Below are 13,138 nucleotides of genomic sequence, written 5' to 3' on the forward strand. Positions count from 1 at the left end.
GGCTTTCCAGGCAGTGGCGTGCCGTTGCCTGGAAAGCCCCTGGCTTAGCCTGCCGACCATTAGCACTCAGGGTAATCTTTTATGAACGCTTCACGCCTAACCGTGGCTGCCTTGATGGCTCTGGTACTGATGGCCAGCAGCGCCCTGGCCCAAGCACTTACCAGCCCGGGAACCGTGCTGCGTAACCAGGCTGAGATGACCTACTTCGACCCGTTGGAAGGTGAAGTGGTGCGGGTACTTTCCAATGTCTCCAGCGTGGTGGTGGCCGAGCGGGTCAATCTGAACCTGGACGATGACAAGACGCGCACGGCGGCTCCCGGCCAGAGTGTCAATATCGAGCATCGTTTGACCAATACCGGTAACCTGAAGGACACCTACCGGCTGGTGCTGGAAAACTTCGAGGGCGACAGCGCCGACCTGAACGGCCTGAGCGTACATATCGATTCCAACGGCAATGGCCTGGCCGACCCCGGCGAGCCGGCCGTGGAGACCCTCCCCCAGCTGCTGCCGGGTGAGAGCCTTGACCTGGTGATCAGCGGCAGTTTGCCCGTCAACGCCCGGGTGGATGACACTATCGAGTTGACTCTTAAGGCGATCTCCGCAACTAACGGCGAGGTGACCGACAGCGCGACTGACCGAATCCAGGTGATGGCCGGCGCTATCCTGACGCTTAATAAGCAGGCGTCACAGATGTGCTCACAGCCCCTTGAGGAAGGCGAGTCTCTCGGCTATACCATCTCGTTCAGTAATGTAGGCCGTGAGCTACCCCAGGAGCGTGAGTTGCTGGTGGAGGGCAGCCGTGAGCGCGGCGTGCTGATTGAAGACCCTCTGCCGGCCAATACCCGGCTCAAGGCCGGTGAGCCGCTTTCCTTTGCCCCGCTGCAGGGCCAGCTTCTGGTCCAGCTTGCCGGGGCTAGTGCTGATACCTGGCAGCGCTATGCAAACTGGGACGGCAGCGCGGTGCAGCGCGTGGGCTTTCTGGTCCCGGCGGCCAATATCCAGCCTAACCAGTCCGGAGAGTTCAGCTTTGCGGTGACGGTCAACCGGGACATCACGGCGGGCACTCTGCTGTTTAACCAAGCCGAGATTGATTACCAGGGCGATGGTCAGGCGGAGGTTGAGAGCAACCAGGTCTGTAACCGCGTGGATGCCGGCCAGCCGGCGCAGATCCGCTTTCAGCGGCCCTCTAATGCGGTGCTGGAAGAAGGCACAACGCCTCGCCACGGTGATGACAGTGATTTTGTGGATGCCGAACTCTATACCTTGATGGCAGAGGGTAATCCGGAGGTGCTGCAGGAGGGAGTGTATCTGCGGTTGAGCGCTTCCCAGCTGAACCTGGAGGGCGGCCAGGCCGAGTTCTTTCACCAGACCGCGGATGGCCGCCGGCTTTATGAAGCCACAGTCACTTCACGGCAGACCGGAGACACTTTGCGGGTGGTCCTGCAGGAAACCGGCCCGGATACGGGGGTCTTCCGCAGCGTCTACCCCATGGTGCTTAGCGAGAATCTGGAAGGTGGCGGCGAACAGTGCCCGGCTGATGCCACGCCGGATAACGCCCTGCGCTATACGTCGACGACCACCACAGCGGAGGCTATCGAGCAGGGCTGCGTGCTGAACTCCCGCCCTAATGATCGTCTTGATACCCTGTTCAGCGTGCCCACTTACGCCCCGGATGGCAGCGTCGCCAGTACCCAGACGATTACCGATACCGCCGCCGTCAACCCCTTTGGTACCGTCTTTGACGCCAGCACCGGGGCACCGGTCAGCGGCGCCGAGGTCAGCCTTTTCCAGTCGCGCCAGCCTCTTGCAGAAAGTAAGGCAGCCAGCTGCAGCGCGCTGAAAGCGGGCGACTATCAGCCCGCTCGTGACCCCGTAAGCGGGGAGCCACTGGCCTCGGATGTTACCGATGCCAGTGGTAACCTCAGTGGTATCGGCCAATACCAGTTCCTGCAAGCGGCGCCGGGTTATTGTTACTACCTGGATGTGGCACCGCCGCCAGGCTATGCTTTCCCGGCCACCACCAACATCGAGTCTGCGCGCGAGTTCTTCAGCAATGTTGACGACAGCTCCTACGGCCTGGGAGGGTTCGCACAAGAAGGCGTAGCCGGGGCTTTTCTGCTTGGCGCAGCCAGTGCCTTTGTAGATATCCCACTCGACCCCAGCGGCGCCGGCCAGGATGGCGTACTGGTGATTGACAAAAATGCCGAGGAGGATAGAGCCGCCGTCAGTGATGTCGTTTCCTATACGGTGGATATCACCAATAACCTGGATGAGCCGCTGTACGACCCCAGGGTCGAAGACACCCCGGCCTACGGTTTCCGCTATATTACTGATAGCGCCTGGCTGGAAGTAGACGATCAACGCATTGAAATTCCTGAGCCGCAGCAGGGCCTGGGCAGCCAGATGACCCTCCGCCTGGCCCGGGATGAAGCCGATAGCCTGCAGCCCTTTGTGCTGGAGCCGGGCGCCACCGTCACCCTCCATTACGCCATGCGGCTTTCCGCCGGGGCTATCGACAGCGATGGTATCAACCGCGCTACGGCCAACGCTGCGACCCGCTCCGGCTTTAGTTATACCTCCAACCAGGACGAGGCCGAGGTGGAGGTTCGCAGCGAGGGCGTGCTGTCTGATCGCTCCATGCTGTTTGGCAAGGTCTACGTGGATAGTGACTGCAACAACCTGCAGAGTGAAGGCGAATGGCCGATTGCCGGTGTCAAGCTCTACCTGCAGGATGGTACCTGGGTAATTACCGATGAAAACGGCCAATACAGCGTGTTTGGCCTACGCCCGGAACTGCATACCATCAAGGTGGATACCCTCACCCTGCCGGAAGGTCTGACCCTCAAGCCGATTGATAACCGCCATGCGGCGGATGGCGAAAGCCGTTTTGTTGACCTGAAGGGCGGTGAGATGCACCGCGCCGACTTTGCCGCAGCCTGCCCGTCACCCGAGCGCGCTGACGACCTGCTGGCAGAGCTCAAGCAGCGCAATGCCGATATTGACGGCGAGTGGATGCTTGATGAAGCCGCTCGCTTTGATCCGCTGCGCGACAATACCCGTAACCGTCGCCTCAACCAGGCGGATGGCAACGGCGACCTGGGCAGCGGGGTGTATACCCGCGAGGGCATGCTCGACGAGCAGGACGACTTGCAGCAGCGCCTGCAGCAAAGCACGCCCCAGGAGTCGTGGCCCAGAGTGCCTCAGCAGGATACCCAGCGCGCGCAGATGCCGGAAACCGCCGACGTGGCCTCGCGCATCACCCGCCAGCAGGCCGAGGCAGGTGAGTGGCTGTGGCCCGAGGATGGCCTGAGCCTGGATGGTCGCCTACAAGTGGTGGTACCTGGCGGGCTGACCCCCACCCTGGTAATCAATGATGAGGCGGTAGGCGAGGGCTATCTTGGCGAGCAGATTCTCAACCGTCGTGAACGTGCCCAGGTGATCAGCTGGTACGGCGTACCGCTGGAAGAAGGCACCAACGACGTCAGGGTGATGACCCAGGATGCCTTTGGTAACCAGCGAGAGCTGGCGGCGACCGAGATCACCCGCCCGGCTTCGGCCTCTTCGCTTTCGCTCAAGCCGGAAGCTGCCACCCTGGCGGCCGATGGTGGCCGTTCAAGCGTTGGCGTGGTGGTTAAGGTGACGGATGCCAACGGCAACCCGGCGCGCGGCACCCACTTTGTAACCCTTGAGAACACCCGTGGCCTCTGGGTGGAGGAAGACCTGCAGCCGGATAACCCTGGCTTCCAGGTACGTGTGCGTGATGGCGAGGCGCGGGTCAATCTGCGCAGCACCGAGAATACCGGCCCGGTAGAGCTCAAGGGCTCGCTCAATGATGTCACCGCTCGCGCCAGTATTGAACAGATTGCCCCCATGCGCCCGCTGGTGGCTACTGGCCTTGTTCAGGGTCGCCACACCTTTGGCAACGTCAGCAGTAATGGCGAGATGCCAACAGCGCTGGCCAGCGATGTCCCCCGGGACGGCAGCGAAAAACGCCTGGCGGCCTTTATCAAGGGCGGTATCCGTGGCGATATGCACCTGACCCTGGCCTACGACAGCGAAAATAAGCTCGATGAGGAAGATGAAATCCGTCGCGACCTCAATCCGGCCGATGACTATCCTATCGCGGGCGATGCCTCGGTGCGCGGCTACGATGCACGAAGTTCCAGCAAGCTTTACGCCAAGCTGGAAAAAAACCGCAACAGCCTGATGTGGGGGGACTACCTGACCGACTCAGGCAACAACTACGAAGACCTTGGCCGGGTACAGCGAACTCTGACCGGTATCAACGCCGTGCTGGAAAATGACAGCACCCGCCTGCAGCTGTTTGGCGCCGAGTCTGACTATGACCAGGTAAGCGAGGAAATCGACGGTAACGGCACCGCCATGCTGTTTACCCTCAGCAACCGCCCACGGCGCGGCTCCGAAACTCTGGAACTGGTGGTGCGCGACCGCAACAACCCCGGGCTGGCGCTGTCTACCCGCACCCTGCGGCGCAACGTTGATTACTCGATCAACTACTTCACCGGCGATATCCGCTTCTTCGATGTCATTCCGTCCTTTGACGATGACAACAACCCTGTGGTGATCCGCGCCAACTATGAGCTGGCAGACTCAAGCGATAAAACCAGTACCATTCTGGGCGCGCGCCTTACCCACCAGTTTACGGATGAAATTGATGCCAGCGTCAGCTACACCGACGACGACCATGCAGAAACCGGCTTTGACCTGAGCAGTATAACGGCCCGTTACAGGCTGGATGACCGCAATACTCTCTACGGCTCAGTAGCCACCATGAACAACCGCGAGGACGATACCCAGGGCGAGGCCGTCAGCATTGGCGCCAAGCGCCAGTGGCAGAACGGTGCCAGTACCGACCTGCGCTGGGCGCGGGCAGAAGAAGGCTTCCGTAACAGCGCCGGCGGCATCAGTGAAGGCCGCGAGGAAGCCCGCCTGGAACACCGCCAGCCGCTGAGCGAGAACCTGGATGCCAAGGTGGAAGCCATCCATTCCAACGAGCTTGAAAGCGATGACCAGCAGACCAGCGTTGGCCTGATGGGGGAGCTGCAGCTGGGCAAGACGCGCCTGACCGCCGGGGCCAGACGCATCGAGCAGCGCGACGAGGACGGCACAGAGCGTTTTGATACCGGTATCGTGGGCGTTGAGCGCAATTTGCGCATTGCCGACAAGCCGCTTTCGTTGGGCGCCGAGTATGAGCAGGATGTGTCCAGCAGTGACCGCAGGCGCCTGCAGGCGGATGCTGAGCTGGGGATTTCCGACAACACCAGCGTTTACGCCCGCTACGATGTCAAGAACAGCCTGAGCGGGGTCAACCAGCTTAACAGTGACAACGAGACAGAACGCTTGGCGCTGGGTACCCGTTCCAGCGTGACCGAAAGCACCGATGTGTTTTCCGAATACCGCCTCAATGGCGCCCAGGATGGCCGCGATACTGCCGTGGCCAGTGGGGTTCGTTCGGATATCGAGATCGAGGAAGGCCTGTCGGTCAGCCCCTCGTTTGAATGGATCAACGCGGTAGAAGGTGACAGCAACCAGGAAAGCACCGCGGCGTCGCTGGCAGTGGAGGATCTGCGTGATGAAAACCGCCGCACCCTGGCGCGGATCGAAACCCGCTTTGGCAATGACCGTACCTATTACGGTTTGAGCGCGGCGAATATCTGGCGTCTCGACCAGGATTGGTCCGGCGTGGTGCGTAATGATCTGCGCCTGCAGGATTTTGACGACAAGGCCCGTGAGGGCGACAACATTGTGACCTTTGGTTTTGCCCGTCGCCCCTTGACGGATAACCGCCACCATATGCTGTTCATGTACAAGTGGAAGGAAAAGTGGGGCGGCGACAATGGTAACGACAGCACCGTTCACCTGCTCTCCAACCATCATAACTATCAGGCCCATGATGACTGGGTTCTGTCAGGCCGTGTCGGCGGCAAATGGCAGACCACCGAGCTGGATGCCTTCAGCCAATCCACCGAGGCCTACATTGCCGATGGCCGAGTGATCTGGGATTTCAACCGCCGTTTTGATCTTGACCTGCACGGCGGCGTACTGACCAGCGATGGTGGCGACGAGCTGCGCTACAGCTATGGCCTGGGCCTTAATGCCCTGGTGAAACGTAACCTGCGCCTGGGCATTGGTTACAACGTCAGCGGGTTCAGGGATGAAGACCTTGACCCACAAGGTTATAACGCCGAAGGCCTGTATATCGGTTTTGAATTCAAGTTTGACGAAAACAGCCTTGATTGGCTGGATGCCACGGCTTCCGATCAACGCAGCTATATGGGAGAGTCACAATGAACAAGACACCACTGGCTGCCATTATAGTGGTGGCAGGGACCTTGACGGGCTGCGCCTCTACGGAATCCCTGTATGCCGAATATGATGCCTTCTGCAATACCGAGCCGCAGGTAGTGCCCACCGCGGAAGATAATACCCGGCTATGGGAACCGGCAGTGTACTTCGGCTTTGATCAGGCCGTGCTTAACGCCAACCAACGTGAGCGGCTGGACCGTAACCTGGCCCTGCTGGAAGATCACCCGGAGCTGCAGCTGAGTGTCCGCGCCTTTACCGACCAGCGTGGCTCCCAGGCCTATAACCTTGAGCTCTCCGAGCGCCGCCGCCAGGCCGTGGTGGCCTATCTGACCGGTCAGGGGCTATCGTCAAGTCGGCTGCGTTCCAGCCCGGTGGGCAGGGTCATGCCGATACTTGACAGCACGGCGGTGGATGACCGCATTATCAATCGCCGCGTGGAAATGCTGCTGCTCGATGCCCGGGGGCGCCCCCTGGTGCTGAGTCTGGACGCTGAGGCCAGCGGCGGTGATGACTTCACTCCGCCCACACCAGTGGAGTGAACCAATGAAATGCATAAAAAAAGTTTTTACAACCATAGGCCTGGTACTGAGTATGCTGACACTAGGTGCCAGCGCCCAGGCTGCCCCGCTGGCGGGCACGGTGATCAGCAATCAGGCCTCGGCCTCATTCAGTGCCTGCCTGGATGACACCTGTAGCCAGACGGCTGAAACCCAGAGCGTGACCTCCAACCTGGTGGAAACCGTGGTTCAGCCGGTGCCCGCTTTCACCCTGGAGGCCAGCCAGCTCAAACCCGCCGTTTCCGGTGCGCCGGTGCGCTTTCCCCATTCCCTTAACAACACCGGTAACGTGGATGACAGCTACCAGCTGTGTGTGGTCGATGTGGCTGCAAGCGTTGACGAGTGGGCGGTCTACCCGGATACCGACAACGACGGCCAGCCGGATATCGGTGACCCGCTGTTTGATAGCAGCTCAGCTGATGCTAGCGGCTGCTGGACAAGCCCTACCCGCGTGGTCGCGGCGGGCGAGCAGTTGGATCTTGTTATCGAAGCCATTGCAACGGGTAGTACAGCTAGCACGCTTGAACTGTTTGAATTGAGTGCTACCAGCGACAAGGATTCCAGCCAGACGCAGACCAACAAAGACGAAGTTGTTTTCCCTGACGGGCCTGTGGTCGAGGTAGTGAAGTCCCTGAGTCAGAACCTTGGCCCTTCACCCAACCAGAACCTGACGGTTTCGCTAAGTTATCGCAATATTTCCCCATTGAAAGCCGAAAACCTTGAAATTCAGGATCTGCTGCCTACCCAGTATACGAATCCAAGTGGTACGACGATCTCCACCAGCGGCATGACCTATGTATCAGGTTCCGCCCGCTGGAGCCTGGATACCACCACGCCACTGACCGATGCTGATGACGGTAATCAGACTGTTAATGGTGAAAATATAGACTACTGTGCCTACGAGACAGGGTGTTCTGACCGTGTTAAGGCAATTATCAGCAGCCTTCCGGCAGGCGCGCGAGCCACCCTGACCTTTGAGGTCAATATTGATGCGGGCATTCCGGCCGGCAGCCGGGTGCTGAACACGGCGGATTACAAGTATCTTAACGAAGCTGAAACAGACAGCTTTCCCGATACGGGTTTCTATTCTACCAATACCGCCGTCTATACCATTATCGACCGTGCCCGGGACCCCGGCGTAGTGGCCAATAATACAGGCACTGACAGCAGCGTAGGCGTAGATGATGCCCTCGAAAATGGCAATGTCGTGGATGTGGCATCGATAGGCCAGGGCGGCACCGCAGTTTTCGAGAATTTTATCTGGAACACCGGTGACGGTACTGACAGCTTTGATATTGCAATCGATAAACTGAAAGACCGTGAAGGAAATTCGCTTACTGCCCCCTTCCCGGAGGGCACGGCTTTCCAGCTTTTCCGCAGCGATGGCGCCACTCCGCTGACCGATACCACCGGCAGCGGCACTGTGGATACTGGCCCGATCCCGATTCCCGATAGCAGTGACAGCTGCCCCGCGCGCTTTGTCTCACATAGCAACGCCTGCGGTATCAAGGTGGTACTTAAGGCCATTCTGCCCCCGGATGCCACAGGCGGGCCTTATGATGTCACCAAGGTGGCCACCTCCAATACCGATGCCAGCGTCAGCAATGCGGTAACAGACCGCCTGACAGCAATCTCCGAAAACTCGGTGGATATCACCAATAATGCAGAAGCTGACGGTAATGGCGGCGCCCCGGGTGAAGGCATTGGCCCTGAAACAGCCCCAGTCAATGAAAACCAGGTAGCACCGGGCAATACCACCACGTTTAACCTCTTTATCAACAACACCAGCGACCGCCAGGACAGCTACGCCCTGGCCTATAGCGACACACTTAGCCCCTTTGAGGCCAACCAGTTGCCTGACGGCTGGCAGGTTGAATTTTTCAACGACGGCGGCAGCGGCGACTGTTCAGCCCTTGGCGAGGCTATCAGCACAACGCCTCTAATTCCGGCTGATAAGAGCCATCAGGTATGCGCCCAGGTAACCGCCCCGGCCAACGCCACCGGCGGTGACAGCGTGGACCTTTACTTCCGTGCGCAAAGCCCCACGACTAACGCCCAGGACATCAAGTTTGACCGCGTGACGGTGACCGCTGGCGCTGCTATCAGCCTGACACCGGATCAGCAGTCCCAGGTCGAGCCGGGCAGCGCTGTAGTGTATACCCACCAGGTGCGCAATACCGGCAATGTTGTTCTGACTGAGCTAACCCTGACCGCCAGCGCGGATGCCAACAGCGACGATTGGGCAGTGGTGCTTTATCAGGACACTGACGCTAACGGCGAATGGAGCCCGGGTGATACCCGCTTGAACGCGGATGGAGATTTAAGCGGCAACTTGGCGCCGGGCGAAAGCTTTACCGTGTTTGCGCGCATCTTTGCCCCCGCCGAGACCTCGCTGGGCGATGTCAATATCCAGGTGCTGACGGTAGAAGCCGCTCAAAACGTCAGCGACACCGCCACCGACACCACCACCGCTAACAAGAGCGATATCGTGATTACCAAGCGCCAGTCTCTGGACAGCCAATGCGATGGTAACCCTGACAGCGGCAGCTTTGTGTTTACCTCCTTTGATGTCGCGCCGGACGAATGCGTGATTTATAAGTTGGTCGCCACCAACCAGGGGGTGGAACACCTCAGCAATGTCACCATCAGCGACCGTACCCAGTCTTTTACCGTCTACCAGGCGAATGCCTTTGAATGCACGACGCCTAACGGTAGTTGTACCGAGACCCAACCGCCTAACGGCGGCGTTGGCGATATCGTCGCCAACGCTGGCACCCTGGCCCCAGGTGAGCAAGCCACCCTGACATTTGGATTAAAGGTGCAGTAGAAATGCAAACAACATGGCTCAAGGCTTTAAAACTCGGTACAGGGTTTCTGCTTTTCTCGGTGGCTTGGCTATGCAGTGCGGCTACCCATGCCGCCCAAACGGGCAGCTGGTCGGGGAGTGGAGGAAATTATACTAGCACTGATGGAGTAACAACGGTTTCTGCGACTTACAGCGGTGGCTCATTTTCTAGCTTTTCTAATGATACAGTAAATAATTTGGATGATATCTACACACCGGATGTGGGCGGTGATGCCTCGCATCAATGGGTGTTTAATCCGGGCGTTCTTTCAACGAATGAAGGAAGAATCGTTTTTGAATTCCCTTACCCGGTCACAGACCCCGTCTTGCATATCGACCGATTAGGGGGGCGGTCGTCAGGTGTTATAAATACTGCGGCTTTTACGTTAAATACAGGTGAATCTGACGGTGCGCAGTCTTTGACTAGGCGTTCGGGGGTTGATCATTTTGTTGTTGATGAGTCAGATACCCGGATAAGAGGAGGTTTTAATGTAAATTCCGATTTTGGATTTTCAACCGAATGTCGTGCTTCGAGTTTAGACGGTACTGCCTGCGGAAGTGTCCAAGTTAATGGCACTTTTACTGAGGTAGTATTTGATCTGCAAATGCTCGGGGCTCCTGGTTCAGGAGACGGGATAGAGCTAATATGGACGTACAATGAAGTATCCGATATGCGGCCAGAGTTCAGCAACTTGCCAAACGCTTTTTTTCCAGGGGATACTTACACTGACCTTGAGTTAACCTGTATCAACGATGGGCCTTATGCCGCCACTGGCGCATTTTGTCAGCCCAGTGTGGATGAGGGGACTATTTCCAACCTGTCCTGCTCGCCTGCTTCTCCAGCTTCTGTTTCAGCTAACAACTCATCAGTTTGTACTTTTGATTGGCAAGCGCCTGTTTCTGTTGACACGGTGAATTTCACCGGCCAGACCGGCGCCAGCAACGATAATGACGGTGGCAATGATGGCACGGCGGGTAATAACCAGGTGACCCAGACGGTTCAGGATATTGCCTCTAGCGCCGCTCAATGCCCTACAACTGATCTTAGCGATTCTGGTGCGGGCGCGGGCTATGCCACCTCCGGTGATGGCCAGTATAAGGATTCCCTGCTGTGGCTCGACTGGAACTGTGGCACAAAAAACACTTTTCAGACTGGTGACGTGATCCGTAAAACCTGGGAGTACGGGCCTTTGGAAGTGACGGCACTGCTGTATGATATCGAAGGGTCGCCTATTGAACCTTATAACACCGGGGATTTTGGTGGAGATCGGCTAGATTCGTTCTACGGTGGAGTTAATCCGGTGGGGTTAAGTAACGTAGATAACGGTGTAGGTTTCAGTTATGAAATTCAATGGGAAACCCGTCTAAACGGTTTATTAGTTGATAATATTATTGCTGTGGCTGATGCAGAAAGCACGGATGGCTCTGAAGGTTGGCGGGTCACAACAGATCAAGATCCGTGGGAACTGATTGATGTAGCTTCAGGTACCGGGCTGCAGCTTGAATGGTCAGCGGATGGTCGCACATTGGATGCAAACCCTTCAGGCAATCTACGCGGCAGCTTTGTAGCCCTTTCCGACAATATTGGCAAAACCTCCTTTGTAGCCGATATCGTAGGCAAACAGGCTGCAGCCTATGCCGTGCCCTTTGGGCGTGATTTTGGCGACCTGCCGGCAGCTTATGACAATGCCTTGCCAGGTCACCATCTGCTGCGGCGTATCGGTGATGGCGGAAGCAAACCTACCTCGCCGACAACGGCTACGTCGATTGATCTGGCGGATTTTATCCTTGATCCGATATCGCCTTATCTGGGTGCTATTGAGCCAATCTCCCGGAATGAGGCGACGCCCAATGCAAGTGCTGATGCACACGAGCAGGATGACGGTGTACAGCTGCCCGATTCTCTGGTGCCGGGCTCTAGCGTGACGATTCCGGTGTTTGTAAGTGGCAGCGGCACCCTGGACGCCTGGGTCGACTGGGACGGAAATGACAATTTTAACGGTGGCGATGAGCAGATAGCCGCCAACGTCAGCGGCACCGATGTTATTAACCTAACCGTGACGGTGCCTGATGATGCCCAGCCGGGCGAGACCTTTGCCCGTTTTCGCTGGTCCAGCCAGAGCAGCCTTAGCCCCAGCGCGATAGCCGCCGATGGCGAGGTGGAAGACTATCGTATCACCATACTGGAGCCGACCACCCGGATTAGCGGGCGGGTATTCAATGATAACGGCCTGAATAGCGCCACTGGCGGCATTGCTCACGATGGTGAGGTCAATGGTGATGAAGCCGGGCTGGGCGGGGTTATGGTTAAAGCACTCGATAACAGCAATGGTAATTGTCAGCCAGGTGATGTGCTTGCCGAGACCACGACCAACGGCAACGGCGATTGGTCGCTGGCGCTTGGCGTTAACGATGAAAATACGCCGGCCTGCCTGGTGGCCGAGACGCCCAATGGCTTTCGCGCCATCAGTGAATCTGATGGTACGGCAGGTACCGACATTACCTTGGACGCTCTCGACGATGCCGAGATGACCTTTACGGTGCCATCCCCGGGCACCGTCTGGGAAGGTATCAACTTCGGCAAGGTCGGTTCACCCCGGCTGGTGCCCAACCAGCAGGGCGATGTAGCGCCGGGTAATGTAATCTTCTACCGCCACCAGTTTACCGCCGCCACTGCCGGCGAGGTGACTTTCAGCCTGGCGAACCCGACCAGCACACCGGATAGCCCGGCCTGGAGCCAGCAAGTCATCCGAGACCCGAGCTGCAGCGGTGAAGCGGATTTTAACGAGCCGCTAACCGTTAACGTAGAGGCCGAAGAACAGCTGTGCCTGCTGGTGCGCGTCTTTGCCCCGGCCGATGCCCCCACTGGCGCCCAGCACAGCGTAGAACTAACCGCGACCCAGACGCTGGCACTTGCTGACAACAGCACCGTAACCGATAGCGCCGCGGTCACCGATATCACCCGGGTGCAAACCGGCCAGTTAGGCCTTGAAAAGCGCGTGCGTAATATTGGCGTGGACGGTGCTATAGGGGGAGGGGATGACGGTGATACCGCCTTTACGACCCGCAATCAGGGCGAGCCTTGCGAGGTGCTGCGCTATGAGATCCGCTATACCAACGGCGGCAGCTCCCCGATAGACGACCTTGAAGTCAACGACGCCACCCCGGCCTACACCTCCCTGGCAGCCGGCGTTGCTTGCCCAACCAGTTTTCCGGAGAACCTGACTGGCTGTACAGCGAACACTCCGGATGGCACTAACGCAGAAGGCTATCAGGGCAGCGTGGCCTGGCAGTTCGACGGCCAGCTTGCCCCCGGCGCGCAGGGCACGGTTAGCTATGATGTCAGGATTGAAGGAGCCGCAGGGCAGTGTCCTCCGTAAATCAGTGAAGTCCTGCCTGATGACAGGGT

At 58.3% G+C, this 13,138-nt stretch carries 4 protein-coding genes; all 4 read left to right on the forward strand.

The window, feature by feature from the left end; genetic code table 11:
• The first annotated feature begins 81 nt into the window (after positions 1–81).
• From QWY74_RS08560 to QWY74_RS08575, 4 genes are read left to right on the forward strand one after another with little or no spacing between them, the layout of a single operon-like run.
• A complete protein-coding gene (locus QWY74_RS08560) occupies positions 82–6,312 on the forward strand; it encodes a COG1361 family protein (protein ID WP_290314153.1) in 6,231 nt (2,076 codons plus the stop codon).
• Positions 6,309–6,866, forward strand: coding sequence for an OmpA family protein (locus QWY74_RS08565; RefSeq protein ID WP_290314154.1), 558 nt, complete (start codon positions 6,309–6,311; stop codon positions 6,864–6,866). Before QWY74_RS08560 ends, QWY74_RS08565 begins: the two co-directional genes overlap by 4 nt.
• Before the next feature lie 52 nt (positions 6,867–6,918).
• Positions 6,919–9,711: a hypothetical protein gene (locus QWY74_RS08570; protein WP_290314155.1), complete on the forward strand. Its 2,793-nt coding sequence runs from the start codon at positions 6,919–6,921 to the stop codon at positions 9,709–9,711.
• Positions 9,712–9,713: 2 nt separating this feature from the next.
• Positions 9,714–13,109: a CshA/CshB family fibrillar adhesin-related protein gene (locus QWY74_RS08575; RefSeq protein WP_290314157.1), complete on the forward strand. Its 3,396-nt coding sequence runs from the start codon at positions 9,714–9,716 to the stop codon at positions 13,107–13,109.
• Positions 13,110–13,138 lie beyond the last annotated feature (29 nt).

The organism is Halomonas almeriensis (assembly GCF_030409235.1).
In the GTDB taxonomy this organism is placed as follows: Bacteria; Pseudomonadota; Gammaproteobacteria; order Pseudomonadales; family Halomonadaceae; genus Halomonas; species Halomonas almeriensis.

Coding starts and splice junctions, on each gene's coding strand:
- QWY74_RS08560 (WP_290314153.1), top strand. CDS start 82: ATGAACGCTTCACGCCTAACCGTGGCTGCCTTGATGGCTCTGGTACTG.
- QWY74_RS08565 (WP_290314154.1), top strand. CDS start 6,309: ATGAACAAGACACCACTGGCTGCCATTATAGTGGTGGCAGGGACCTTG.
- QWY74_RS08570 (WP_290314155.1), top strand. CDS start 6,919: ATGCTGACACTAGGTGCCAGCGCCCAGGCTGCCCCGCTGGCGGGCACG.
- QWY74_RS08575 (WP_290314157.1), top strand. CDS start 9,714: ATGCAAACAACATGGCTCAAGGCTTTAAAACTCGGTACAGGGTTTCTG.